The organism is Maribacter sp. (assembly GCA_020629415.1).
Lineage (GTDB): Bacteria > Bacteroidota > Bacteroidia > Flavobacteriales > Flavobacteriaceae > Maribacter > Maribacter huludaoensis.
In genome coordinates this window covers 102,175-126,977 of the sequence record JAHDDL010000005.1, presented here as the reverse complement: position 1 = coordinate 126,977, position 24,803 = coordinate 102,175, and the positions used below count along the sequence as shown (strand labels likewise).

Below are 24,803 nucleotides of genomic sequence, written 5' to 3'. Positions count from 1 at the left end.
TTACTACCGTTCATGTACACTTTCTTAAAGATAAAAAACATAACTTTGCAGCTATTCAAAAAACAACCCAATGCAACCTGTTACTACTTCCCTACTTTCGGTCGTTGTTCCTTTATATAACGAGGAAGATAATGTGGCTCTTTTGACACAAAAAATCCATGAAAGCTTGGTAGGCTATGATTATCAAATCATTTATATTGATGATTTTTCTAAGGATAAAACAAAGAAGGTAGTAAAAGACTTAAAGGATGATAAAGTTCATTTAATTGAATTGAAGAAGAATTATGGTCAAAGTTTAGCATTGGCCGCAGGTCTTGACTATGCCGAAGGAGAATTTATTATTACCATGGACGGGGATTTACAAAACGACCCGTCAGACATTCCACAAATGCTTACCTATGCGGTAAACGGTGAGTATGATGTTGTAACTGGCATTCGCCAAAAAAGAAAAGACTCCCTAGTAAAAAAAATACCTTCTAAAATTGCTAATTTTCTAGTACGCCGTGTTACTAAATTAGACATAAAGGATAACGGTTGCGCCTTAAAGGTATTTACAAAAGACATAGCTAAAGATTTAAATCTCTATGGCGAAATGCACAGATTTATAACCCTATTGGCTTTTCTTGAAGGCGGACAAATAAAGCAAGTACCCGTAAAACACCACGCACGCCATGCGGGGGTTTCTAAATACGGATTAGAGCGTGTATTTAAAGTAGTTGCAGATATGATGCTTTTACTTTTTATCCGCAAATACTTTCAACGACCAATTCACCTATTCGGTATTTCTGGCTCATTAATGATACTTGTAGGTGTTTTTATCAACATTTACCTATTGATCGTTAAGTTCGGTTTTGGTGAAGATATTGGTACAAGACCTCTACTTACTGTGGGTATGATGTTCATTTTTGCCGGTATTCAATTATTTACAATAGGAATTGTAATGGAATTATTAATACGAACTTATTATGAATCCCAGAACAAACGACCGTACCGCATTAAAAAAGTAAGTGTAGGTGGCCAAGTTAAATAAAAAAGTTACTACCGCATTAAAAGTACTGATCAGTGCTGTTTTAATATATTTCATCTTTACGAAAATTAACGTTGGTGAAATAAAGGATATATTGATCAAGAGTAATTTGTATTACTTGATATTTGCCATCATATTTTTTATCCTTTCCAAGTTTATAGGGGCAATACGTCTCAACCTCTATTTTCGTGAGCTTGCTATTATGCTTACCCATAAAAGCAATTTTAAATTGTATTTATTGGGCATGTTCTACAACCTATTCTTACCAGGCGGTATAGGTGGTGACGCTTATAAAGGATATATTTTAAAGAAGACCTTTGATGTTAAAACCAAAAGAATAGTAAGCGTTCTTATATTAGATCGTTTGGGTGGTTTGTTACTACTGTTTATTTATGCCTGTACATTGCTTGCTTTTATAGAGTTAGAACTGTTAAAAGGATTTCGTTGGCTCTTTATTGTAGCCATACCCCTCTCAGTAATCGTATTTTGGTTATTGAATAAGAGATTCTTCAGCTACGTATTACCAATTTTCTGGAAAACAACGGTTCTTTCCGCTTTGGTACAATTGTCTCAATTGGTAAGCATTTGGTTTATTCTATTGGCTTTGCATATTGATACGAATCAGATTCCATATCTCATCATTTTTTTAATTTCGTCGATTGTAGCAGTTGTTCCTTTGACCCTAGGTGGCATTGGTAGCCGTGAAGTGACCTTTTACTATGGTGCAAAATTTTTAGGGCTAGATCAAAACATATCCGTCGGGGTAAGTGTACTCTTCTTTTTAATTACCGCTATGGTTTCTTTAATTGGTGTACTATATCACTTCAAAAAAATTAAATTGGAACTGGCAGATACAGCAACAAAAAACTTGGACGGACCACTTTAGTAAATATGTAACAGATGCATTTTACGGGTTACCTTCTTTCGGGTATTAGGATTTAAAAATTTCCCTTGTAAACGTGTAATTCTAAATTGATCTACCGTTAATTGAGAATCCCAGTCAAAACCCTGTTTCTGTAACATAGCCATCTCATTATCGTTTACATAGACCCAAACATCTTTTTTGTTCTTTAAAACTTCCGGTGTCGTAATTTGAACTGGAAATTGATTATAAAAATCCAAAGACCACGTATGGTCGCTACCAACTTTGTAAATACGATCAACCGGAATGTCTTTTTGGGCAACAACCTTAGCCATGGACGAGCCGCCCTGGTAGTCCAATAAGTTAGGATAAAAATGTAGATTTAATACAGCATTCAAGAGTAAAGAGGCACAGACCGATATGGTTATCAATTTTGCGTATACATTTTCCCGTTTTAAAGCATAATATACCACCATTACAGCTGCCGTTGCCAAACAAATGTTGGCCAAGAGACTATGTAATTGAAACACATAAAAACAAATTAAGGCAGACGCAATAAAAACAATGCTCAATACAAAATATTGCCCATACATTAACCTTTTTACCGTTTGTAACTTGCTGTTGGCATATAATTTATAAATATATGCTGCGGTTATAATTGCAAAAAGAGGAATAGTAATATTTAAATAATGTGGTAATTTAAATTGCGCAAAACTAATGATGATAAATATGAACGTAATACCGCCAACGGTTAAAAATTCTGAACCTTCAACGTTCTTAAACCTTTGCTTTAAAAATGCTTGAATTTTAGTATAAAATGAAGCGATACCTAGAATTGTCCAAGGTAGAAATACCCAAAGAAATGTATGAAAGAAAAAGAAATAATCACTGCTGTTCTTCCCGATCCCTTCACCACTAAGGCGCTCAAAACTTTGCTCCCAAAAAATAAAGAATATACCACTACGATTATCCTTGCCACGTATTACCTTTTCTGGATGCAGATCAAATTGCAAATAATAGGCATATAACATAGGGGCAATAGTAACCGCAAAAACCAAAAGCGCCAATAACACTTTCCAGCTTAAAAACGCTTTCCATTTGCCTGTATAGAACAAATGGCATAAAATGGGCAGGCCAATAACCAAAAGTGCAATTTGTCCTTTTGTAGAAAATGCAATACCTGCTGCAAAGGCACCTAGGGCTATAGAAAATGTGCCACCTTTTTCAATGTATTTTGTCAACTGCCAAATAGCTAGAATACTAAAACCCGTTAACACGGCATCGGTTCTTACATCTATAGCTCCCAGAACTATGGTCTGCGCAGTCATAAATATCAATGCAGCTAGCCTACCTACTTGCTTGTTATACAACAGACTGCCCAATCCATAACAACTGTAGGCGGCCAATAGCGTGGCCAAAATTCCCGGAATACGATAAGACCATTCATGAATACCGAATATTTTATATGATAAAGCGGCAAGCCAGTAATGCATATGCGGCTTATCCAAATACTCTTCAGTGCCTTTAAAGAGGCTAAAAAAATCATTCTCCTGTACCATTCTCATGGCCATCACAGAAAACTGTGCAGAATCATTCTCAAATAACGTCACAAACATGCCTGCAACGTATACCAAAAAAATTACAACTATTAAAAACCAGTACCTTAGATTAGATATCATAGGGAGAATTTGCGAAGTACAAATATAAATAACTTTACAAATAACCAGCCAAATAACGAACCTATAACGGCACCCGTAATGATGTCTAACGGAAAGTGTACACCAATATAGACCCGGCTATAAGCAACCAATGCGGCCCAAATAACTAACAGGAAACCCAAGTATTTAATTTCCGATTTTAAAATACTTCCAAAGAACACGGCCAGCGCAAAGGAGTTTGAAGCATGTGCGGAGAAGTAACCGAATTTACCGCCACAGTAACTTTTCACCAATCGCATGTAGGGTTCTACTTTTGGATCGTGACAAGGCCTTAATCTGGCAATACCGTATTTAAAAAAATTTCCTAACTGATCCGTAACCGTTATCAATAAGGCAACGGAAACTAAGAGTAGTAACGTTTTTTTAGTACCAAACTTTTGAAAGGAAAGTATCAACAAAAAAAGATACAGCGGTATGGCACTAAATTTATGGGATATGAACTGAAAGAAATTATCCCATTGCGGAGAACCTAATCCGTTGAGGTATAAAAAAAAATCTTTATCCAACTGTAAAAGCTCTTCAAGCATAATAGTTAATCTTCGTATCTAGAAACTTCCCTGTCATAAAAAGCAGTAGCCGCTTCTATTAAATTCTCCGCCTCTTCTTCCAGTTCTTTTTCATCTTCCTTCGAAAATTCTTCAAGCCATTCTACCTCATCATCCTCAAGATTGATAATAAACCTTGGAAACTCTGTATGAACTACAAATATTGCAGTAGGATAATCCGTATTATCACCCAATAAAAATTTTGGAAATTCCATATAAAATGTAATCTATAAGTTGAAAATTCATTGCCGATCAAGAAAAACAACGCTTAAGCGGCAATCAGTTTTTTAGTTAAATAATTAAATCGAAGATACAACATAATAGCCGATGCCGTTAGTCCGGTAAGCAAACCTATCCAAATTCCCATACTTTTTAAATCTGTATGCAGGCACAAATAATAACTAACGGGAAAACCTATAAGCCAATATGAGATAAATGTAATTACAGTTGGTATTTTTACGTCCTGTAAACCACGTAATGCGCCCAATACGACCACTTGTACTCCGTCAGAGATTTGAAAAAATGCTGCAACCAACAATAATTCTGCGGCAATGACCAGAACTTCGGCATTATCCGTAAAGTTGGCCATATCTTCAATATCCAAATACAAAGACGGAAACCAATGCCTACCCATTAAGAATAACGCAGCAAAAATGATTTCCAATAAAAAGGTTAGAAAAAATATAGATTGCGCAATGCGTCTTAGTTCTTTAAAATTGGCCAAGCCTTTTTGATTACCTACCCTGATCATAGCGGTTACTCCCAAACCCATACCGAACATAAAGGTCATACTACTTAGATTTAAAGCTATTTGGTTAGCTGCCTGGGCATTCTTGCCTAAAACTCCGCTTAACCATACTGCCGATGTAAAAATACCAACCTCAAAAAACATTTGTAATGAAGATGGAAAACCTAGCTCTACAATCTTCTTTATGACGGCATTTTCAATCTTCGTAAAATTAAATCCGGTTACGTAATATTTGAATTTCTCTTTGGTCTTAAGGATAAACCAAAGGTAGAACACCATAAAAAATCTGGACACCAAGGTACCTATAGCGGCACCCACGATACCCATTTCCGGAAACCCAAAATTACCAAAAATCAAAAGGTAGTTTAATACAATATTTATAATATTGGCCACTATCGTTGCATACATGGGGTATTTGGTTTGGGACAAACCCTCTGAAAATTGTTTAAAAGCTTGAAAAATGATCAATGGCACCAATGAAAAAGCTACCAAATCCAAATAGGGCAATGCCAGCTCAACTACCTCAAGTGGTTGTTTCATGGCATACATAATTGGCTTTGCCAATAATATAAGGCCGAACAAGGTCAAACCTAAAACGGTACATAATAACAATCCATGCTTTAATGCACTTTTTGCATTCTCTTTTAGCCCAGCTCCATCAGCCTCGGCAACCAATGGTGTAATTGCAGTTGAAAAACCAATACCCAGAGACATGGCAATGAATACAAAACTATTGCCCAAAGATACCGCGGCCAATTCTGCGGTACCTAGTTGACCTACCATAATATTGTCTGCCAATTGTACAAAGGTGTGCCCTAACATTCCCAATATTACAGGAACGGAAAGCTTAATATTATAGCGAAACTCTTTGGTGTAATTTTCAAACAAAACCTAAACTTAAATTTTGTCAAAGGTACCGTTAATTGATGGGATTTATGTTCTGTAAAAGCAATGTTGTGGTTGTGATAAAAGCTTGGAATTAATCATTAATTAAATTGAAAAAGAAGCATATTTAAAATACTAATTTTCATCAACTTACTTAAAACCACACTTTCTTACAATAACAAATACTTGCTTAAATATTTGAAATACAGTATTTTGATTAAGATTTAAATTTAAAAACATCGTATTAAATAACTTTGTTCCGATAAACTATTTCTTATATTAATACTAATACGTTAAAGCTAGTCGTTATGTATACCAGAAACACCAATTACCATTAATTATGAGCCAAAATCCATTAGTTTGGATTATCGACGATGACGATATATCTAAATATGTAATGAAACGGTACCTAAATCAGTTAATGGTAACTAATGTTATCGATTTCCCTGATTCTGTTCAACCATTAAAAATTTTACAAGACAATTATAATCTGACAGATAAATTGCCTGATATCATTTTCCTTGATCTTCATATGCCCGTCTTAAATGGTTTTGATTTTATAAAGGATTTTCAAAAAGTAGCTCCAAAAATTGATAAGAAAATTAATATTGTTATGCTAACATCATCAATTAATACAGAAGATGTAGATTACGCAAAAACATTTCCGGAAATCACGGATTATTTTATCAAACCGATCAAACATAGAGATCTAGCCAGAATCATGAACGTAGAATTAAAGCAGTAAGAATTACTCTTTGGTTTTGGCCTCGTTCCAATACACATCCATTTCTTCTAAAGACATATCATTCATTTCTTTACCATTTTGCTTTGCCTTGGTTTCAAGATATTGAAAGCGTTCAATAAATTTTTTATTGGTGCGTTCCAATGCATTTTCAGGGTTTACCCCTAAGAACCTTGCATAATTTATCATAGAAAAAAGTACATCACCAAACTCTGCCTCAATCTTGTCCTTATTACCGGCATGTACCTCTACTTCCAGTTCCGCAAGCTCTTCTTGCACCTTTTCAAAAACCTGTTGTGGTTCTTCCCAATCAAAACCTACACCAGCTACCTTGTCTTGAATTCTATTTGCCTTTACCAAAGCGGGCAAACTTCTAGGAACACCTTCTAGAACACTTTTTTTACCTTCTTTCAATTTGATCTGTTCCCAATTTCTTTTTACGTCATCGGCATCTATCACCTTAACATCTCCATAAATATGTGGATGCCTATTTACAAGTTTATCACAAATGGCGTTGGCAACATCTGCAATATCAAAATCATTGGTTTCAGAGCCTATTTTTGCATAAAAAATTATATGTAGCAGCAAATCTCCCAACTCCATCTTTACCTCATCCGTATCATTATCTAAAATAGCATCACCCAGTTCATAGGTTTCTTCAATAGTTAAATGACGTAATGATTGCATCGTCTGTTTTTTATCCCAAGGACATTGCTCTCGCAATTCGTCCATAATGGTCAACAACCTATCTAAAGCCTCTAATTGTTCCTTCCTGCTATTCATGAATGATGTTTTTACAAAAGTACACAACCACAGATTGCTTCGCTAAAAAACCTGTTTTGTTTTCGTACTTTTAAAATCACGATACTTTTAGTAAATATTCATTTTACTCAACTGAAGACGATACAATTTTGTACTCAACCAACGATCAACAACAAAAACAATCTGTTCATGAACACACGTAGACACTTTTTTAAGAACGCGGCCCTATTTAGTGCAGCCACCGTAATTATGCCAAAAATTAGTTTTGCGGCGACAAAAAATTCAGGTTATGGTGTGCAACTTTATTCATTTAGAGATGATATGTTAACCGATCCAATAAAAACATTGGAAAAAATTGCAAGCCTAGGTTTTAAGGAAATAGAAAGTGCCGGTTCCAATAAAGGGTATTATTACGGATTATCTCCTAAAGAAATGGCAACTACCTGCAAAGCTTTGGGAATGTCATTGACCAGTGGTCATGTACATTTAGATGAAAAATTTGAACAGACAATGGCAGATGCAGTTGCCGCCGGACAAGAATATTTAATATATTCATCATTACCATCTAAAGGACAAACAGTGGATAATTACAAAAAAGTTGCAGATCAATTCAATATTGCCGGAGAGGCATGTAAAAAATGGGGCTTAAAATTTGGCTACCACAACCATGAGTATGAATTTGAATCTGAAAATGGAAAAATTCTTTACGATGTACTAATGGATAATACCCAAAAAGATTTAGTACATATGGAGCTAGATTTGGGCTGGGTTGTAGTGGCAGGTAAAGACCCGTTACATTATTTTAAAAAATACCCAAAAAGATTTCCCCTATGGCATCTAAAAGACATGGATTTGAATGAAAAAGTAAGTACAGAATTTGGCAAAGGGGTGCTTGATATACAATTAATGCTAGAGTTCACAGAACTTTCTGGTGTTGAACATATTTATATTGAACAAGAAGAATACGCCCACAATCCATTTAAAAGTATGCAACACAACATGGATTATTTGAATAATATATAAGTTAAAACAATGAAGAACATCTATAAATTATTAAGTATGATTACCGTGGCAATAGCTACATTCTCTTGCAAATCCCAGCAATTGCCCTTATTCCAAAATGATGTAAAACCGGTTCAAATTTCTAACGAATACAGCTTTACGGAAGGCCCTGCTGCCGATAAGGATGGTAATGTATTTTTCACAGATCAACCCAATGATAAAATTATAAAGTGGAACGCGACCAACAATTCATTGACCGTATTTAAAGAACCCGCAGGAAGGGCAAATGGCTTATATTTTGACCATGACGGAAATTTGCTGGCCGCTGCGGACGAAAAAAATGAATTATGGCTCATAGATAAAAATGGTAACGTTGACACCTTGATAACAACCTTTAAAGGCAAAAAATTAAACGGACCTAATGATATTTGGGTAGACCCAAAAGGAGGTATCTATTTCACCGACCCTTATTACCAAAGGAAATATTGGTCTAGAACAGTAGCTGACATTAAAGAAAAGAACGTGTATTATATATCCCCAAATACAAAAGAAGTCTCTGTAATTGCAACAGGTTTTGTACAACCTAATGGAATAATAGGTACTGCCGATGGAAAGACACTTTACATTGCGGATATTGGCGATAAAAAAACCTACTCCTACTCTATTAAGGAAAACGGCAAATTAAGCGACCGCAAACTTTTTACCAACATGGGCTCTGATGGCATGACGATCGATAATAAAGGAAATGTTTATTTGACCGGCGAAGGTGTAACCATTTTTAATTCTAATGGAAAATTACTTAAGAATATACCCATAAATGAAAACTGGACGGCTAACGTAACTTTTGGTGGTAAAAATCACAACATATTATTTATTACCGCTATGGGATCTGTGTATACCTTACCAATGAATGTTCACGGCGTTAGATATTAAAAAGCACGCTATATGAGTCTTATTAACTGCTAAGTTTTGGTTTAAAATCTCCCTTTTAAAAAGCGTGTTTAAAAGTAAACAACAACGTGAATCATTGATATTCACATAATTCGGTATTATTAATTATTAATTACACAACAAATACATTTAAATATTCATAATTCCTCGATTTTAATTATCTTAAACGACTTAAAATCCAACCAAATTATGATTACATATTTTTTTGAATTTATTGGCACCGCAATGTTAATTCTAATAGGAAACGGTATCGTTGCCAATCTCGTTTTAAAAGGAACAAAGGGAGCCGATGCAGGGTGGACAGGCATTTCTCTCGCCTGGGGTATTGCAGTGTTCATTGGCGTGTTTATCTCTGCCGATGCCAGCGGTGCTCATTTAAACCCTGCGGTGACCGTTGCACTGGCAGTTGCCGGAAAATTTTCATGGACCTTGGTCCCTGGCTATATTGTAGCTCAAATTTTAGGAGCCATGATGGGCAACCTTTTAGTATGGTTCAATTACAAAAAGCAGTATGAAGCTACAGAGGATGCCGATGCTATTTTAGCCACTTTTTCCACCTCCCCGGCAATAAAAAGTCCGTTTTGGAACATGGTCACTGAAATCATTGGCGCTTTTGCACTTGTTTTTGGGGTATTCTATATTGCAGGTGGCAGCATGGGTGAAAGTTCGGTATCTTTAGGATCGCTTGATGCACTACCGGTAGCATTACTGGTTATGGGCATAGGTTTTGGTCTAGGAGGACCTACGGGTTATGCCATTAACCCTGCGCGTGATTTTGGACCACGCTTACTGCATGCTTTACTACCTATAAAAAATAAAGGAAATAGTAATTGGAGCTATGCTTGGGTGCCGATCGTAGGTCCAATTATTGGTGGAGTATTAGCAGCACTTTTATATATGTTTATTGAAACTATGCAATAAAAAGAAGAATATGAAGCATCTTATTTTACTTACCTGTATTTTTATATCTATGAATGTACTGGCCCAAAAAATAGTAGACCTACCTTATGAAGAAAGTAACAATGTAAAATGGTCTACAGCAGAAAGAGAATATTACTCTGACATTTGGGAAAATGAAGTGGTCACCAATGTTTCTGTACCAAGACTTGAGGTTTTTGAAGCGGAAGCACCAAATGGGACCAGCGTTATTGTAGCTCCCGGCGGTGGACTATACGGTTTAAGTATTGAAAGTGAAGGCAGAGCTGTTGCCAAGTGGTTGAACAAACAAGGTATAACCGCGTTTGTATTAAAATACAGACTAGTGCCTACGCGGATTGACGGCATTAAAGAAATTACTGACGAAGCCGCTACCAACCCTGCAAAGATCGGAGAACGAGTTACTCCTGTTTTACCACTTTCTGTTGCTGATGGTCTTGCCGCAATTACTTATGTAAGAACAAATGCCAATGAAATGAAATTAGACCCTAACAAAATTGGGTTTATGGGATTTTCAGCAGGTGGCGCGGTTACCATGGGTGTTACTTTTAACTATACCGAAGCAAATAGACCAAACTTTATAGTACCCGTTTATCCTTGGATGACGGTTATGGGTGAATATAGCGTACCGCAAGATGCACCGCCAATGTTGCTAGTCTGTGCTTCAGATGATCCATTAGGCTTGGCCAAACCTAGTACAGATTTATATTCTGCTTGGTTAACAAATGGAAAAAATACAGGAATGCACATGTATTCTAAAGGCGGACACGGATTTGGAATGAAAAAACAAAACCTCCCCTCTGATAATTGGATAGAAAGATTTTACGAATGGGCCTTGATAGAAGGGTTGACCCTAGCAAAAAAATAGCGCACATGTTTATGATATCACCTCTTTTAAATGACTTAAAAAAAATAGAAATACTTATGGTTTTTGCAATGATAGTTTCACTATCCAGCTTTGCACAAACAGAAAATGTATTTACGAACGAGGTTAAAGATATCACCGCTAAATATGACAGTATTTGGGATTCAAGCAAAGAAACTATTGTATTCACCGGTAGTTCAAGTATACGGTTATGGAGAAAATTGCAAGATGAGTTTCCAGACCATCAAATTATAAATAGTGGTTTTGGAGGTTCTCAAGCAGCAGACCTTCTGTTATTTATAGATGAGTTGATCTTATCATACAACCCCAAAAAAGTTTTTATCTACGAGGGAGATAATGATTTATGGGCAAAAAAAAGCCCTACTGACGTTCTTAGTACCACCACAGAGATCATCCGTCGAATAAAAACTAAAAATGACGCTACACAAGTTATTTTAATATCGGCAAAACCAAGTATCAGTAGATGGAAAATTAGACATAAATATAAAAGGTTAAATAGAAAAATGAATCGTTTTGCAAAAAATGACCCCTCACTATTCTATGTAGACGTCTGGAAACCAATGTTGGACAAACGAAAACTCAAAACCGATATATTTATAGAAGACGGTCTGCATATGAACCAAAAAGGATATGATATTTGGTATGAGGCCATGAAAGATCTAGTAAACCAACCCTAATTAATGAACATGATGAAGACCTTTTGTATTCGATGTCTATTTTTTGCAAGCTTGACCCTGCTTTTAATAGCTTGTACCGAAGAAAAGAAAGAACGGATTGCAATGCCCGTAACAGATTTGTCAGAAGCAAGCCTAATACCAAAGCCTTTAAAAACGATACCAACAAACTCCGCGTTTCCTTTAGATCAATTTACCGCTATCTACACTTCTAAAAATGCCACGGGTTTTGAAGAAGTAGGTACCTTTTTAGCCAATAAATTAAAGGACAAAATCAATCTTACCATACCTGTAAACACCCAGGGGGCAAATACGGTAGAACGGGTAATTTACATTAACCAGAGCGATAGTATTGATTTAAAGACACCAGAGGCATATCAACTGTACATAAATCAAGATTCCATTATCATCAACTCCAACACGGCTGAAGGAGCATTTAGAGGTATACAGACCCTGAGACAATTAGTGCCTTTGAAGAGTAACGACACTTTGGCTCCTCAAAAAATATGGCCAGTGCCCTCTGGGAAGATTATAGACAGCCCTAATTTTGCATATAGAGGCTCCATGTTAGATGTGGCAAGACATTTTTTTAGCGTTGATGATGTTAAAAAATATATTGACCTTTTATCGTATTACAAAATAAATATGCTTCACCTGCACCTAAGTGACGACCAAGGATGGAGAATTGAAATTAAATCATGGCCAAAGCTAACTGAAGTGGGTGGTAGTACAGAAGTTGGCGGAGAATCCGGTGGATTTTTCACCCAAGAAGATTATAAGGAAATAGTACGTTACGCAGCAGAAAGATATATGACCATTATCCCTGAGATCGATATGCCCGGCCATACAAATGCAGCATCGGTTTCTTATCCGTTCTTGAACGGTAATGGAAAAACTCCTAAATTATATGAAGGTATGCGTGTTGGCTTCAGCACTTTTGACACAAGAAAAGATACCGTGTATGCATTTATAGATGATGTAGTAAGAGAAATTGCAGCAATTACTCCCGGCCCCTATTTTCATGTGGGCGGAGATGAAAGTCATGTTACTAAAAAGAAAGACTACATACACTTTATCAATAAGGTTGAAAAAATTGTTCACAAACATGGTAAACAAATGATAGGTTGGGACGAAGTGGCTATAGCGGACATAGACTCTACATCAATTTCACAATGGTGGGCCAGTGAAGAAAATGCTAAAAAAGCAGTCGATAAAGGAATGCAAATTATTGTTTCGCCTGCAAAAAAAGCTTATTTGGATATGGAATACGATACCTTATCTAAATTTGGACTCCACTGGGCAGGCTATATACCGGTAGATACCGCATACATTTGGTCCCCAGAAGAATATGGCATACCAAAGGAAAACATTTTAGGCGTAGAAGCACCATTATGGTCAGAAACCATTAGCAATATAGATGAGCTAGAGTATTTGGCTTTTCCAAGAATTATTGGCTATTCTGAATTAAGTTGGAGCATTAAAGAAAATAGGGATTGGGAAAATTATAAAGATAGATTGGCCGATCAGGCACCTTTTTTAGATAGAATGGATGTAAAGTATTACCCTTCTGCCTTGATCGATTGGAAAAAAAGTGATTACACCTATGAAACTATTGAAAAAGACTAACTAAACAAACGAAATTGCACAAGCCTTGAAAAATTTTTCAAGGCTTTTATCTTTTACAGGTCATATGTTTTTGATTTTATATTATCCAAAATCGTATTTAAATATTTAAAATTGATGGGCTTTTCTAAGTACTCAACAATATTATGATAGCTAGACGCTTTCAACTTATCATCTGGTCTAAATGAGGATGTCGTAATTACCACAGGAACTTCTGTACAAAGTTTCATCTCATTTATGGCATTAAGAAAATCCCATCCATCTAAAACGGGCATGTTAATATCAAGCAAAATAATGTCAGGGCAAGCATTGGTTTTTAAATAGTCAAGGCCTTCTTGCCCTGTTAGGGCTATGGATATGTTTTTATATCCAAATTTTTCTAGGTTTGTTTTGGTAATGAAATTAGTTACTTCATCGTCTTCTATTATCAATATTCGTATCATAGTATCTAGTTTTAATTTGGGTTTAGTTATTTATTTAAAATGTAATGATAAACTCTGTTCCTTTATTTACCTGGCTCTTTACATCAATAGAACCATTGTTCTCGTTGATAATCGTTTTTACGATATATAGCCCTACGCCCAGACCATCCTTGTGGGTATGCATTCGCTTAAAAAGAGCAAATACGTTCATGGTCAAATCTTGGTCAAATCCAAGACCATTGTCCCTAAAGGACAACTGAACCTTTCCTTTGACCATCTTAGTCTCAATTTTAATACTCAGTTTTCTTTTTGGATGCCTGTATGTAAGGGCATTTGACATCAATGTCTGTAGAATGGTTTCTAACTGTTGATGATTATAGTCAATAACAGGGCAGCTAGAATAATCTTCTTTGATGATAGTTCTACCCTCTATGATTTCTTTTGAAAAAACAGATTTTACTTCACCGAATACATCTGAGAAATTAAGTTCCTTCTTTGGACTCCCAAAATTTGATTTTGTAGCTATTACCATGTTTAGAGCTGTAATTTTGTCGCACATTACCTTCGTTACTACTTCCATTTTTTCAACGATTGGACCCAACTCATCAGTACTCGTTTCAGAATCCGACGCCATCCTTAGCAAACCTTTTAAATTGGTAAGTGGGGCTCTTATATCGTGTGCAGCTACATATGAAAATTCTTCAAGCTCTTGATTCTTCTTTTTAAGATCATTGTTGACCTCTGTCAATGAAGCCTGTGTACTTTTTAATTTTTGAATAGTATCTATTGTGTTCGTTACATCTAGAGTGGTAATGCCCAAGTAATCCCCTATTTTAAATGCCCTTGACATAAAGGTATACTCAGCAAATTCACCTTTAAAAGAAAGCTCGTCAAAACCTACGGGTTCACCTGTTTCAATTACGTTTCTATAAGCATCGTACCTTTCCGTACCTTCTAGATGAGGAAATATATCCAGCAAATTCTTACCTATAAAATTCTCTTTTTTAATACCAATGGTATCTACACTTGCCTGATTTACATCTACAAAATTCATGTCTCGATTTAGAATTACAAAGGGCGAGTAGGCATTTTCAAAAAAAGCACTTTTCAATTCACAATTCATATCAAAATCAACTACACTCATATCTTAAAATTTCGTTTTTATTCTTAAACTACACCGCAAAATTGCAGTATTAAAAATCTTAAACCAGTTGACCTGAGACGTATAAATAAAATGTGTAGATGAAAGTCAATAAACCATAGATGAACGACTTACAGAAAAGGTTAGAATAACTTTCCAGTTAGGTTTTAAGCAAAAAAAAAGCCCTTTTAGGGCTTTTTCTTTATATAATGTAGTAAACGACTATTCTTCCTCAGAAGCTTCTTCACTTGCAACTTCTTCACTTGAAAAATCGGTAATTTTATTTTCGGTCAAAATGTTATACCATTGAATGACCTTCTTAATATCACTAACGTATACACGATCTTCATCATAATTTGGCAATACTTCAAAAAAGTACTCTTCTAACTTTATTTTCTCTTCTTTATGGCCAATTGATGTTTTACCACCGTTTTCCTTTTCTTGTATTTTCTTAAATACATCTCTTAAAGGCACTTCTTCCTCAAGCGTATAAATAGCTATTTCGGACAATACACTAACACTACTACGCAAGCTTACCGTAATTCTTTTTCCGTCTAACAAAGATTCCGCCACGAAACCTGTTCTGGTCTGAGTAATCAATTTATACAAACCTGGTTTTCCTGCAACGGATAAAATTTTCTCTAACCCCATAAACTATTTTAAATTTTCAGTGGACAAATATTACACTTTTCTATTAATTATAAAGGCATTTTAACGTCCTTTTTTCTTTACAGGAAATTTCATACGGTAGTCAACATTGATCTTTCCTTTAGATATATTGGTCAATCTTCCCTTTAACATTCTCTTCTTTAAAGCGGATAATTTATCTGTAAACAACACCCCTTCTATGTGATCATATTCGTGTTGAATTACTCTTGCTAAAAGACCGTCATACGTTTCTTCGTGCTTTTTAAAATTCTCATCTAAATAAGTAATTTTAATAGTCCCTTTTCTACTTACATCTTCGCGAACATCTGGTATACTTAGGCAACCTTCATTAAATGCCCATTCATCACCAGTTTCTTCTTCAATTGTAGCATTGATAAAAACTCGTTTAAAACCATCTAATTGTTTTTGCTCATCTTCCGTTAAATCCTCATCACCTGAAAAAGGGGTAGTATCAACTAAAAATATACGAATTGGCAGCCCTATTTGTGGAGCCGCAAGACCTACACCACTAGCATTATACATGGTTTCCCACATGTTAGCAATCAACTCATTCAGTTTTGGATAATCTTTATCAATATCATCCGCAACTTTTCTTAATACGGGATCACCGTAAGCAATAATGGGTAAAATCATTTAAACTGTTTTTAAAAAATCTTGTAATATAATCGTTGCACTGATCTCATCTATCAATGCCTTGTTTTTTCTTTGTTTCTTCTTAAGTCCGCTATCTAACATAGTCTGAAATGCCATTTTAGAGGTAAAACGTTCATCATGCCTTTTTATGGGAATAGTTGGGAATAATTCTGCCAACTTCACCAAGAACGGGGCTATATGCACTTCAGATTCAGAAGCGGTATTATCCATTTGTTTGGGCTCGCCTACTACTATTGTATCTACATTTTCGCGTGGAATATATTTTGACAAATAGGTATAGATTTCAGAAGTATTAACGGTAGTTAAACCAAATGCTATCATTTTCATGTCATCAGTAACTGCCAGCCCAATACGTTTTTCTCCGTAATCAATTGCAAGGATCTTTCCCAAACTAAATTTTTGGCAAAAATAAAGGATAATTTGTTATATGTGCCCTTGACCATGGGTAATTACTGTACTTCAACTTATATTTGAGAAAATTTTATGAAAATGACAGAATTAAGAGCTCAAATAGAAAAAGCATGGGAAAATAGGGACCTTTTAAAAGAGTCTGCTACCCAAGATAGTATTAGAGAGGTTGTAAATCTTTTAGATTTAGGAAAATTGAGATGTGCAGAGCCTACTGAAGATGGATGGCAGATCAATGAATGGGTAAAGAAAGCGGTAGTTATGTACTTTCCTATTCAAAAAATGGAAACTTTAGAAGCTGGTATTTTTGAGTATCATGATAAAATGCCGTTAAAAAAAGGATACAAAGAAAAAGGAATTCGTGTAGTACCAAATGCCGTTGCAAGACATGGAGCATATATTTCGGCAGGTACCATTTTAATGCCCAGCTATGTAAATATTGGCGCTTATGTTGACGAAGGAACCATGGTAGATACCTGGGCAACCGTAGGTAGCTGCGCTCAAATAGGTAAAAATGTACACCTAAGTGGCGGTGTTGGTATTGGCGGTGTTCTAGAACCATTACAAGCTTCACCTGTCATCATAGAAGACGGTGCCTTTATTGGTTCTCGTTGTATTGTTGTAGAAGGTGTTAGAGTTGAAAAAGAAGCCGTTTTAGGTGCTAATGTTGTTTTGACCATGAGTACTAAAATAATTGATGTTACAGGTGAAACTCCGGTAGAGACCAAAGGTGTTGTACCAGCTCGTTCAGTAGTTATACCAGGTAGTTACACTAAAAAATTCCCAGCTGGCGAATTTCAAGTACCGTGTGCATTAATTATTGGTAAACGTAAGGAAAGCACCAATAAAAAGACTTCATTGAACGACGCACTTAGAGAATATGATGTAGCGGTCTAGTATCCATCAATTTAACTCAATAACCTTTCTAGTTCTGTTTTACTTTATAAAATGCGCTAGAAAGGTTTTTTTATATCTTTTTTTAAGATATAAACGCAACCATTTTAAAACATGTACTCTTATACCAAGAAGAAGTCTATATAACAGGAGGTTGATTGTGTAAGAATTTTACTGCTTAACACAATTTTTTAATTCTTTTTTTGTTATAACTTTGTTCGCTACGATTAGAGCAAACCTATCAAATTGGATTGTATGATTACCAAAAAAGAACAACTTACCGCATTAGTAATTACGTATAATGAAATTGGCTACATTGAAAAATGTATCGAGTCTGTTTCCTTTGCCGATGAAATTATTGTGGTTGATTCTTTTAGTACCGATGGAACTTATGAATATTTAAAGAGCAACCCTAAGGTAAAAGTCATTCAAAATCCGTTCGAAAATTTTACCGCTCAAAAGTCTTTTGCTTTAAAACAGGCCAAAAATGACTGGGTTTTATTTTTAGATGCAGATGAAGTTGTTTCAGATGCCTTACAGAAAGAAATCAAAAAAACCATATCCAGTAATACGGAAATAGCTGCATTTTGGTTTTATCGTCAATTCATGTTTAAAAATGAAAAATTGAATTTCAGCGGATGGCAAACAGATAAAAACTACCGACTTTTTAGAAAAAGTAAAGCTGTATTTTCTGATTGCAAAATTGTTCATGAAACATTGGATGTTGATGGCGATTCTGGTATTTTAAAAGAAAAGCTAACACATTATTGTTATAAGAGTTACGAAGACTACAAAGGTAAAATGCTTAAATACGGTCGTTTAAAAGCTACTGAGTCTTTTTACAAGGAAAAAAAGTTTAGTTATATCATGATGGTCTTGAAAACCAGCTGGAAATTTTTTAACCATTATATTTTAAGGCTGGGAATCCTTGACGGCAAAAAAGGCTTCACCATCTGTTATTTGAATTCTCTGGGCGTACTTGAACGTTTTAGAGAGCTGAAAAGGTTGGAACAGAAAAACGAGCTTGCCTACTATTTGGTAATGCCATAGTGTGTCCAAACACTTTTTTCTTTTTTAGTGGCATTTCTTATTCCCACATTCTTAGCAATAGACTCTGGTGTTTTATAACCTCTTTTGTGATCTAGATGAACGCAAACAGCGCTGTAGCGTAGTTGTTTTGATTTTATACCAAAATTGAAAAGTCTTTCGCCCAACTCCCTATCTTGTCCCCCATATTGCATACGCTCATCAAAACCGTTCACATTTTCAATATCTTTCTTCCAACCTGAAGAGTTATGACCGTTCCAGCTGGCATTGGTAGGTGTAACCCAATTAAGGATCTTTGAAATGATACCGCGTGCCGTTAGCTTATTATTTTTGAATGTTTGCGGAATCCCCTTTTCTTTTAACCATTGAATATTAAAACAACGCTGATTTTCAATGTCCTCTAAGGTAATTAGTTTGGAGATATTCATTGGTAGCATATAATATCCGCCAGAAATAAAATAACCGGGTTCCTTATTTATATAATGCACCTGAACAAAATCTTCTCGCGGTATACAATCTCCATCGGTCATGATAATATAATCCGCTGAACAAGCCGTAACCGCTTTATTAAGTATCCTAGATTTTTGAAATCCATCATCTTCTTGCCAAACATGAACTATAGGATAATGAACCTTTTTAGCCATTTCTTCTAGAAGAATTTTGGTAGGTTCTTTAGAACCGTCATCGGCAATTACCACTTCAAAGTCTTTGAAAATCTGTTGCTCAAAGCCCCAAAGTACCTTCTTCAACCACTCTTCAGCATTGTATGTACTTACAATAATACTTATTTTAGGAATCTCCATGCTACGTTTCAAATTACTGCAAAAATATAAAAGTGTTATCTATATATTTGTAAATAATTCAGCTAATAATATATGATCAAAAAAATAACGTATGGGCTTCTAAAGAAAATGAAATTCTTACCCGCTCCATTTTACATGAAAATATATTATGAATATTATTCTGGAAAGAAACTAGATTTAAACCACCCAAAAGATTTTAACCAAAAAATACAGTGGTTAAAAGTGTACTATAGAGTCCCCATTCTACATCAACTTGTAGATAAATATGAAGTTCGCTCATATGTAAAAGAAAAAGTAGGGGAAAAGTATTTGAATGAATTGATTGCTGTCTATGATTATCCAAAAGAAATAGATTACGATCGGCTACCTCAAAAATTTGTATTAAAAGCTACACACGGGTACCATTTTAATATTCTGGTTGAGGACAAATCTAAATTAAACAAAACCAAAGCCAGGCTTAAACTAGAAAAATGGCTAAGAAAAGATCAATATACACGTGGAGGACTTGAGTGGGCCTACAAAAAAGTTAAACCAAGATTTATAGTTGAAAAATACTTATCGGAAATAGGCAAAAAAGATATAAACGATTATAAGTTTTTTTGTTTTGATGGCGAACCCAAATTTCTACATGTGGATATTGACCGTGGTTCAAAACACCTAAGGTCATATTATGACATTGACTGGAACAAACTACCGATTACCCACGAAAGTATAGGGCCTATTGAAGGCGAGACCATAAAGCCCAAGAATTTTAATGAAATGGTAGAGGTAGCCAAAAAATTAGCAGGTACATTCCCTTTTGTAAGAGTGGACCTTTACAACTTAGATGGCGTAATAATTTTTGGAGAAATGACATTTTACCCCGCAGATGGAAGATTAGAATTCATACCCGAAGAATACAATAAAATTATAGGAGACTATATTACCATTCCAAAAATTCCCGAAGGTCAAAAATTTATTACCACCCTATAGTATGAAAGTAATAAAAGAATTACCGTTATCTATATTACACAGTTTAAAGTATACAGTTTTACCTACAAACTTTTTTACCAAAAAAAGTAAGCCTACAGCTCCGGTTATAGTTTCATTGACCTCAATTCCACAAAGGTTTGGCACGTTACATTTAGTTATTAAAAGCATATTGAACCAAGACATATTACCTAAGAAAGTAATACTCTGGTTAAATGAAGAGCACAAAGGCATTATTCCTAACAATGTAAAAAAACTAGAGTCATCTATTTTTGAAATTCGTTTTACCAAACTTCATTGTTCTCATAAAAAATTGATCCATACATTAACGGATTTTCCAGATACACCAATCATTACTTGTGATGATGACTTAATGTACCGGAAGAATTGGCTGAATATGATATATAAGGAACATCAAAAAAACCCTAATTACATCATCGGCATAAAAACATCTCACATAAATTTTGAAAATGGTAATTCTCTACCTTTTAAGAAATGGAGAGATGAATTTAAGACCTCTATAAACCAAAAGGCATTTGTACCAATAGGTGCATGGGGCATTCTGTACCCAGCAAAATCTCTTCATAAAGAGGTTTTCAATATAGATAAGATGATGGCCTTAGCCCCAAAAGCAGATGACCTATGGTTTAAAGCTATGGCTATTTTGAACAATACTATTTCAATTCAAGCAACCAAAACGCCTAAAGAACCCATACCAATTATTGGCACACAAAAAGTAGCTTTAAAAAAGGATAATTTACAAAAAGATAAGAATACGGTTCAATGGCAAGCCATTGATAAAGAATACGGTATTAACAAAATTATTTTATCTCAATGACCCAGGAAATCAACAATTGCATAGAAGTTTTAGAAAACGGCGGACTCATACTCTACCCTACCGATACCGTTTGGGGAATAGGTTGCGATGCCACTAATGAAAAAGCGGTACAAAAAGTATATCAATTAAAACAAAGAGACGATAGTAAAGCATTGATTTGTTTGGTCGCCAATGACGCAATGTTAGAGAAACATATAGAAAAGGTTCCTGAGCTGGCCTATGACCTAATGGACCTTTCTACAAAGCCAACTACAATAATCTATGATAATCCACGTGGTATAGCCAAAAACCTGATTGCAGCTGACAATACCCTGGCCGTTAGAGTGGCTTCTGACAAATTTTGCAGTTACCTTATTGGTAAGTTCAAAAAACCTATTGTTTCTACATCTGCCAATATATCGGGAAACAGCACTCCAAATTCTTTCCAAAATATAGATCAAGCCATTTTAAAAGGTGTAGACTATGTGGTAAATTTGCACAGAGAGAAACAGAATAGCTCCGCCTCATCAATTATTAGACTTTCTAATGACAATACGGTGAAGATTATTCGAGAATAAGAACATGCAAGAGAGCCATATAGACGCTTTACACAACCCTATTTTCAAAACTATTTCAGAAGCTGCAGAAGAACTTTCTGTAGACTGCTATGTAATTGGTGGTTTTGTGAGGGATTATTTTTTAAAGAGATCCACACCTAAAGATATAGATGTCGTAGCAATTGGTAGTGGTATAGCACTAGCCGAGAAAGTAGCTTCCAAATTAAAGGGAAAACCACAAGTTTCTGTTTTTAAGAATTTTGGTACAGCAATGATCAAAAGCGATGGCATTGAGCTAGAATTTGTTGGCGCACGCAAAGAAAGTTATACTAGGGATAGCCGTAAACCAATTGTAGAAAACGGTACGTTGGAAGATGATCAAAAAAGAAGGGATTTTACTATAAATGCATTGGCTCTTTCTTTGAATGCATCTAATTATGGTGAGCTATTGGACCCCTTTAAAGGCATTGCTGATTTAGAGAACAAAATTATCAAAACTCCTTTAGAACCAGGGGTAACCTATTCAGATGACCCCTTACGCATGATGAGGGCAATACGGTTTGCAACACAATTAGATTTTCAGATTGCCCTACCCTCATTACAGGCCATTACCGAAAATAAAGACCGTTTAAAAATCGTATCCAACGAGCGGATATTAGACGAGCTTAACAAAATTATGTTGTGCAAAAAACCGTCCGTAGGATTTACACTGCTTCATAAAACAGAACTTTTACCTTTAATTTTACCTGAGCTTACGGCGTTGCAGGGCATTGAAGAAATAGAAGGGCAAAAACATAAGGACAACTTTTGGCATACCCTTGAAGTGGTAGATAATATATCTAGAGCTACGGACAATCTTTGGTTACGTTGGGCAGCCTTGTTACATGATATTGGCAAAGCCCCTACCAAAAGATTCCACAAAAAAATTGGGTGGACATTTCATGGGCACGAATTTGTGGGATCAAAAATGGTCTATAAGCTTTTTAAGAGGTTACGTATGCCATTGAACGATAAAATGAAATATGTTCAAAAGCTAGTACTCATGAGTTCTAGACCAATAGTATTATCTGAGGATTTTGTAACAGACTCTGCCGTAAGAAGATTGATATTCGATGCAGGCGACCACGTGGAAGATCTAATGACGTTATGCGAAGCGGATATTACTACCAAAAACCCTAAAAAACAGCGCAGATATCACCAGAACTTCAAAATTGTACGCCAGAAGATTGAAGAAGTAGAAGCTCGCGACCATGTTCGAAATTTTCAACCACCTATTAGTGGCGAAGAAATTATGGAAACATTTTCTTTGAAACCATCCAAAGAAATCGGTATTATTAAAGAAGCGATCAAAGAGGCTATTTTAGAAGGAGAAATTCCAAATGAATATAAAGCAGCCCAAGAATTTATGTATCTTAAGGGTGCAGAATTAGGTCTACAGAGTACAAAATAGAATGGATATTATTTATGGATATTACATTTAGAAAGGTTGCCAAAATATCTTTGGTCTTAGTTTATTTAGTAATCGTTGCCGGAGCAGTTGTTAGAATGACAGGTAGTGGTATGGGCTGCCCAGATTGGCCCAAATGTTTTGGTTACTACATACCCCCAACGGAACTAACTGAAATTCAATGGCAACCAAACAGAGAATTTGAAAAAGGACAAGTAATAATTTACCGTGAAACATTACAGGTCTCTAAAGAGTCCTTTACCACAACAGATGCCTTCAATGCAGCAAATTGGGAACTTTATACAAAACACGACTACGCAGAATTTAACCCATGGCATACTTGGATAGAATATATTAATAGGTTGCTGGGTGCTTTGGCAGGCCTTGCAACATTAATACTTGCCATTATTTCCTTAAAATTCTGGAAAAAGAAAAAACGCATACCCGCTTTGTCCTGGTTGGTAGTAGTTGGTATGGTCTTTCAAGCTTGGTTAGGGGCTACTGTTGTATACTCCGTTTTAGAACCGGCAAAAATTACGGTCCACATGCTCATGGCATTGGTTATCGTTGCAATGTTACTTTATGTAATTTACCTGGCCAATAGTGAAAACAAGCGTATTAAATATGATAAATTAGTATTACGTATAAGCATTGTAGCATTGGTAATGACGCTTGTACAAATTGCAATGGGTACACAGGTTCGCCAATTTGTAGATGATCAAATAGATATTTTTGGATATGCCGCCAAGGATAAATGGTTACAAGATCCTGAGTTATTATTTTATGTTCACCGATCGTTTTCTATATTGATTATTTTGATAAATTCTTTTTTGGCGTATAGGATAACCAAGCATGACCTAGGTCATTTTAAAGTGTATTGGGTCTTGTTTTTACTATTGGTAGAGGTATTTACAGGTGTAGCCATGAACTATTTGGATTTTCCCTTTGCTAGTCAGCCATTACATCTTGTATTGGCCTCTATATTGTTCGGTGTGCAATTCTACATACTATTAGATGCATTAAAGCCTAGAAAAGACTCCAAAACTTCGTAACTTTGCCGACCCGCAAAAATTAAGGTATGATTTATAAAATTCGAGTAATTCTAGACGCTGAAGAAGATATTTTCAGAGATTTAGAGATTGAGTCTCACAATTCATTAGAAGAGTTTCATAATGCCATTACCCAGGCATTTGGCTTTTTAGGCAATGAAATGGCCTCATTTTACACATGTGACGAAGAGTGGAAACAAGATGAGGAAATTGCGTTGTTCGACATGAGCGAATCTGGCTCTGATGTACGTTTAATGAACGAAACTTTTTTAGAGGATATCATGAACGAGAACAACCCAAAACTTATCTACGTTTATGATTTTATGAACATGTGGACGTTTTTTGTTGAACTTGCCGACATTCAAGAAAACGAAGATGGCCGTTCTTACCCTAATGTACTCTTTACATTTGGTGAACTACCGGAAACGCCACCAGAGAAAAATTTTGAAGCAGAGAACAGTGCTTTTGATTTTGATGATACTTTTGATAATTACGACGATTTGGATTTCGATGAAAATTGGAACTAAATTTCCCTAATTGACACAAGCATAAGCCTGCGAGATAT

The 24,803-nt window shown here is 35.4% G+C and carries 28 protein-coding genes; 17 read left to right on the top strand and 11 right to left on the bottom strand.

The genetic code is table 11. From position 1 onward, the window contains the following. The first annotated feature begins 70 nt into the window (after positions 1-70). The gene (locus QZ657_RS03925; protein ID WP_276471984.1) at positions 71-1,030 is read left to right on the top strand and encodes a glycosyltransferase family 2 protein; all 960 of its coding nucleotides are present in this window, start codon (positions 71-73) and stop codon (positions 1,028-1,030) included. Next, positions 1,014-1,913: a lysylphosphatidylglycerol synthase transmembrane domain-containing protein gene (locus QZ657_RS03920; protein WP_291965099.1), complete on the top strand. Its 900-nt coding sequence runs from the start codon at positions 1,014-1,016 to the stop codon at positions 1,911-1,913. Before QZ657_RS03925 ends, QZ657_RS03920 begins: the two co-directional genes overlap by 17 nt. On the opposite strand, the gene QZ657_RS03915 is transcribed toward QZ657_RS03920, so the two are convergent. From QZ657_RS03915 to QZ657_RS03900, 4 genes are read right to left on the bottom strand one after another with little or no spacing between them, the layout of a single operon-like run. Further along, a complete protein-coding gene (locus QZ657_RS03915; RefSeq protein WP_366934150.1) occupies positions 1,910-3,505 on the bottom strand; it encodes an ArnT family glycosyltransferase in 1,596 nt (531 codons plus the stop codon). The genes QZ657_RS03920 and QZ657_RS03915 overlap by 4 nt on opposite strands. A gap of 59 nt (positions 3,506-3,564) precedes the next feature. Then, a complete protein-coding gene (locus QZ657_RS03910) occupies positions 3,565-4,134 on the bottom strand; it encodes a phosphatase PAP2 family protein (RefSeq protein WP_291965095.1) in 570 nt (189 codons plus the stop codon). Between the two features lie 5 nt (positions 4,135-4,139). Continuing rightward, positions 4,140-4,367 (bottom strand): hypothetical protein, encoded by a 228-nt coding sequence (locus QZ657_RS03905; protein ID WP_291965093.1) that lies wholly within the window; start codon positions 4,365-4,367, stop codon positions 4,140-4,142. A gap of 53 nt (positions 4,368-4,420) precedes the next feature. Continuing rightward, positions 4,421-5,788, bottom strand: coding sequence for an MATE family efflux transporter (locus tag QZ657_RS03900; protein WP_291965092.1), 1,368 nt, complete (start codon positions 5,786-5,788; stop codon positions 4,421-4,423). 337 nt (positions 5,789-6,125) lie between these two features. On the opposite strand from QZ657_RS03900, the gene QZ657_RS03895 reads away from it, so the two are divergent. Further along, complete coding sequence (locus tag QZ657_RS03895; protein ID WP_276471979.1) at positions 6,126-6,530, top strand: response regulator; 405 nt, start codon at positions 6,126-6,128, stop codon at positions 6,528-6,530. Between the two features lie 3 nt (positions 6,531-6,533). Here QZ657_RS03895 and mazG read toward each other — a convergent pair whose 3' ends face one another. Next, on the bottom strand, positions 6,534-7,310 hold the full coding sequence (gene mazG / locus QZ657_RS03890; protein WP_291965089.1) for a nucleoside triphosphate pyrophosphohydrolase: 777 nt from the start codon (positions 7,308-7,310) through the stop codon (positions 6,534-6,536). Positions 7,311-7,478: 168 nt separating this feature from the next. Here mazG and QZ657_RS03885 point away from each other — a divergent pair, with 168 nt between their 5' ends. The 6 genes from QZ657_RS03885 (at position 7,479) to QZ657_RS03860 (ending at position 13,364) form a co-directional block, all read left to right on the top strand. Then, positions 7,479-8,312 (top strand): sugar phosphate isomerase/epimerase family protein, encoded by an 834-nt coding sequence (locus QZ657_RS03885; protein ID WP_291965087.1) that lies wholly within the window; start codon positions 7,479-7,481, stop codon positions 8,310-8,312. A gap of 9 nt (positions 8,313-8,321) precedes the next feature. After that, complete coding sequence (locus QZ657_RS03880; RefSeq protein WP_291965084.1) at positions 8,322-9,224, top strand: SMP-30/gluconolactonase/LRE family protein; 903 nt, start codon at positions 8,322-8,324, stop codon at positions 9,222-9,224. 207 nt (positions 9,225-9,431) lie between these two features. Then, complete coding sequence (locus QZ657_RS03875; protein WP_291965082.1) at positions 9,432-10,163, top strand: MIP/aquaporin family protein; 732 nt, start codon at positions 9,432-9,434, stop codon at positions 10,161-10,163. Between the two features lie 10 nt (positions 10,164-10,173). Then, positions 10,174-11,046: an alpha/beta hydrolase gene (locus QZ657_RS03870; protein ID WP_291965080.1), complete on the top strand. Its 873-nt coding sequence runs from the start codon at positions 10,174-10,176 to the stop codon at positions 11,044-11,046. A 68-nt stretch (positions 11,047-11,114) separates the two neighbouring features. Beyond that, on the top strand, positions 11,115-11,741 hold the full coding sequence (locus tag QZ657_RS03865; RefSeq protein WP_291965078.1) for a GDSL-type esterase/lipase family protein: 627 nt from the start codon (positions 11,115-11,117) through the stop codon (positions 11,739-11,741). 9 nt (positions 11,742-11,750) lie between these two features. Next, positions 11,751-13,364, top strand: coding sequence for a family 20 glycosylhydrolase (locus QZ657_RS03860; protein ID WP_291965076.1), 1,614 nt, complete (start codon positions 11,751-11,753; stop codon positions 13,362-13,364). A 53-nt stretch (positions 13,365-13,417) separates the two neighbouring features. Here the strand turns inward: QZ657_RS03860 and QZ657_RS03855 are convergent, their stop codons facing one another. The 5 genes from QZ657_RS03855 to ruvX all read right to left on the bottom strand — a co-directional run bounded on the left by QZ657_RS03855 (position 13,418) and on the right by ruvX (position 16,637). Next, on the bottom strand, positions 13,418-13,804 hold the full coding sequence (locus tag QZ657_RS03855) for a response regulator (protein ID WP_276471972.1): 387 nt from the start codon (positions 13,802-13,804) through the stop codon (positions 13,418-13,420). Between the two features lie 34 nt (positions 13,805-13,838). Further along, positions 13,839-14,927, bottom strand: a complete 1,089-nt coding sequence (locus QZ657_RS03850; protein WP_291965074.1) for a sensor histidine kinase — start codon at positions 14,925-14,927, stop codon at positions 13,839-13,841. 219 nt (positions 14,928-15,146) lie between these two features. Further along, a complete protein-coding gene (locus QZ657_RS03845; protein WP_276471970.1) occupies positions 15,147-15,575 on the bottom strand; it encodes a DUF5606 domain-containing protein in 429 nt (142 codons plus the stop codon). 60 nt (positions 15,576-15,635) lie between these two features. Then, positions 15,636-16,226: a peptide deformylase gene (def, locus tag QZ657_RS03840; protein ID WP_276471969.1), complete on the bottom strand. Its 591-nt coding sequence runs from the start codon at positions 16,224-16,226 to the stop codon at positions 15,636-15,638. Beyond that, positions 16,227-16,637: a Holliday junction resolvase RuvX gene (ruvX, locus tag QZ657_RS03835; RefSeq protein WP_291965073.1), complete on the bottom strand. Its 411-nt coding sequence runs from the start codon at positions 16,635-16,637 to the stop codon at positions 16,227-16,229. Between the two features lie 99 nt (positions 16,638-16,736). On the opposite strand from ruvX, the gene QZ657_RS03830 reads away from it, so the two are divergent. Beyond that, positions 16,737-17,552, top strand: a complete 816-nt coding sequence (locus QZ657_RS03830) for a 2,3,4,5-tetrahydropyridine-2,6-dicarboxylate N-succinyltransferase (RefSeq protein WP_058103517.1) — start codon at positions 16,737-16,739, stop codon at positions 17,550-17,552. Between the two features lie 252 nt (positions 17,553-17,804). Further along, positions 17,805-18,599, top strand: a complete 795-nt coding sequence (locus QZ657_RS03825) for a glycosyltransferase family 2 protein (protein WP_291965072.1) — start codon at positions 17,805-17,807, stop codon at positions 18,597-18,599. Here the strand turns inward: QZ657_RS03825 and QZ657_RS03820 are convergent. Next, a complete protein-coding gene (locus QZ657_RS03820) occupies positions 18,581-19,399 on the bottom strand; it encodes a glycosyltransferase family 2 protein (protein ID WP_276471966.1) in 819 nt (272 codons plus the stop codon). The two genes, QZ657_RS03825 and QZ657_RS03820, sit on opposite strands and share 19 nt — an antisense overlap. A gap of 72 nt (positions 19,400-19,471) precedes the next feature. Between QZ657_RS03820 and QZ657_RS03815 the strand changes: the two genes are divergently transcribed. The 6 genes from QZ657_RS03815 to QZ657_RS03790 are packed head-to-tail and all read left to right on the top strand — an operon-like array spanning position 19,472 to position 24,765. Continuing rightward, positions 19,472-20,371 (top strand): ATP-grasp fold amidoligase family protein, encoded by a 900-nt coding sequence (locus tag QZ657_RS03815; RefSeq protein WP_291965069.1) that lies wholly within the window; start codon positions 19,472-19,474, stop codon positions 20,369-20,371. A 1-nt stretch (position 20,372) separates the two neighbouring features. Beyond that, on the top strand, positions 20,373-21,206 hold the full coding sequence (locus QZ657_RS03810) for a glycosyl transferase (RefSeq protein WP_291965067.1): 834 nt from the start codon (positions 20,373-20,375) through the stop codon (positions 21,204-21,206). Next, positions 21,203-21,763: an L-threonylcarbamoyladenylate synthase gene (locus QZ657_RS03805; RefSeq protein ID WP_291965065.1), complete on the top strand. Its 561-nt coding sequence runs from the start codon at positions 21,203-21,205 to the stop codon at positions 21,761-21,763. The genes QZ657_RS03810 and QZ657_RS03805 overlap by 4 nt, the downstream gene beginning before the upstream one ends. A 4-nt stretch (positions 21,764-21,767) precedes the next feature. Beyond that, entirely contained in the window at positions 21,768-23,192 is a 1,425-nt protein-coding gene (locus QZ657_RS03800) for a CCA tRNA nucleotidyltransferase (protein ID WP_291959817.1), read from the top strand. A 14-nt stretch (positions 23,193-23,206) separates the two neighbouring features. Beyond that, entirely contained in the window at positions 23,207-24,241 is a 1,035-nt protein-coding gene (locus QZ657_RS03795) for a COX15/CtaA family protein (protein ID WP_291965064.1), read from the top strand. A gap of 26 nt (positions 24,242-24,267) precedes the next feature. Next, positions 24,268-24,765, top strand: a complete 498-nt coding sequence (locus QZ657_RS03790; protein ID WP_276471960.1) for an IS1096 element passenger TnpR family protein — start codon at positions 24,268-24,270, stop codon at positions 24,763-24,765. Positions 24,766-24,803: the final 38 nt, after the last annotated feature.

Excerpts from the sequence above, each read along its gene's own strand:
- QZ657_RS03925 (WP_276471984.1), top strand. The coding sequence starts at position 71 with ATGCAACCTGTTACTACTTCCCTACTTTCGGTCGTTGTTCCTTTATAT.
- QZ657_RS03915 (WP_366934150.1), bottom strand. The coding sequence starts at position 3,505 with ATGTTTGTGACGTTATTTGAGAATGATTCTGCACAGTTTTCTGTGATG.
- QZ657_RS03910 (WP_291965095.1), bottom strand. The coding sequence starts at position 4,134 with ATGCTTGAAGAGCTTTTACAGTTGGATAAAGATTTTTTTTTATACCTC.
- QZ657_RS03905 (WP_291965093.1), bottom strand. The coding sequence starts at position 4,367 with ATGGAATTTCCAAAATTTTTATTGGGTGATAATACGGATTATCCTACT.
- QZ657_RS03895 (WP_276471979.1), top strand. The coding sequence starts at position 6,126 with ATGAGCCAAAATCCATTAGTTTGGATTATCGACGATGACGATATATCT.
- mazG (WP_291965089.1), bottom strand. The coding sequence starts at position 7,310 with ATGAATAGCAGGAAGGAACAATTAGAGGCTTTAGATAGGTTGTTGACC.
- QZ657_RS03885 (WP_291965087.1), top strand. The coding sequence starts at position 7,479 with ATGAACACACGTAGACACTTTTTTAAGAACGCGGCCCTATTTAGTGCA.
- QZ657_RS03880 (WP_291965084.1), top strand. The coding sequence starts at position 8,322 with ATGAAGAACATCTATAAATTATTAAGTATGATTACCGTGGCAATAGCT.
- QZ657_RS03875 (WP_291965082.1), top strand. The coding sequence starts at position 9,432 with ATGATTACATATTTTTTTGAATTTATTGGCACCGCAATGTTAATTCTA.
- QZ657_RS03870 (WP_291965080.1), top strand. The coding sequence starts at position 10,174 with ATGAAGCATCTTATTTTACTTACCTGTATTTTTATATCTATGAATGTA.
- QZ657_RS03865 (WP_291965078.1), top strand. The coding sequence starts at position 11,115 with ATGATAGTTTCACTATCCAGCTTTGCACAAACAGAAAATGTATTTACG.
- QZ657_RS03860 (WP_291965076.1), top strand. The coding sequence starts at position 11,751 with ATGATGAAGACCTTTTGTATTCGATGTCTATTTTTTGCAAGCTTGACC.
- QZ657_RS03855 (WP_276471972.1), bottom strand. The coding sequence starts at position 13,804 with ATGATACGAATATTGATAATAGAAGACGATGAAGTAACTAATTTCATT.
- QZ657_RS03850 (WP_291965074.1), bottom strand. The coding sequence starts at position 14,927 with ATGAGTGTAGTTGATTTTGATATGAATTGTGAATTGAAAAGTGCTTTT.
- QZ657_RS03845 (WP_276471970.1), bottom strand. The coding sequence starts at position 15,575 with ATGGGGTTAGAGAAAATTTTATCCGTTGCAGGAAAACCAGGTTTGTAT.
- def (WP_276471969.1), bottom strand. The coding sequence starts at position 16,226 with ATGATTTTACCCATTATTGCTTACGGTGATCCCGTATTAAGAAAAGTT.
- QZ657_RS03830 (WP_058103517.1), top strand. The coding sequence starts at position 16,737 with ATGACAGAATTAAGAGCTCAAATAGAAAAAGCATGGGAAAATAGGGAC.
- QZ657_RS03825 (WP_291965072.1), top strand. The coding sequence starts at position 17,805 with ATGATTACCAAAAAAGAACAACTTACCGCATTAGTAATTACGTATAAT.
- QZ657_RS03820 (WP_276471966.1), bottom strand. The coding sequence starts at position 19,399 with ATGGAGATTCCTAAAATAAGTATTATTGTAAGTACATACAATGCTGAA.
- QZ657_RS03815 (WP_291965069.1), top strand. The coding sequence starts at position 19,472 with ATGATCAAAAAAATAACGTATGGGCTTCTAAAGAAAATGAAATTCTTA.
- QZ657_RS03810 (WP_291965067.1), top strand. The coding sequence starts at position 20,373 with ATGAAAGTAATAAAAGAATTACCGTTATCTATATTACACAGTTTAAAG.
- QZ657_RS03805 (WP_291965065.1), top strand. The coding sequence starts at position 21,203 with ATGACCCAGGAAATCAACAATTGCATAGAAGTTTTAGAAAACGGCGGA.
- QZ657_RS03800 (WP_291959817.1), top strand. The coding sequence starts at position 21,768 with ATGCAAGAGAGCCATATAGACGCTTTACACAACCCTATTTTCAAAACT.
- QZ657_RS03795 (WP_291965064.1), top strand. The coding sequence starts at position 23,207 with ATGGATATTACATTTAGAAAGGTTGCCAAAATATCTTTGGTCTTAGTT.
- QZ657_RS03790 (WP_276471960.1), top strand. The coding sequence starts at position 24,268 with ATGATTTATAAAATTCGAGTAATTCTAGACGCTGAAGAAGATATTTTC.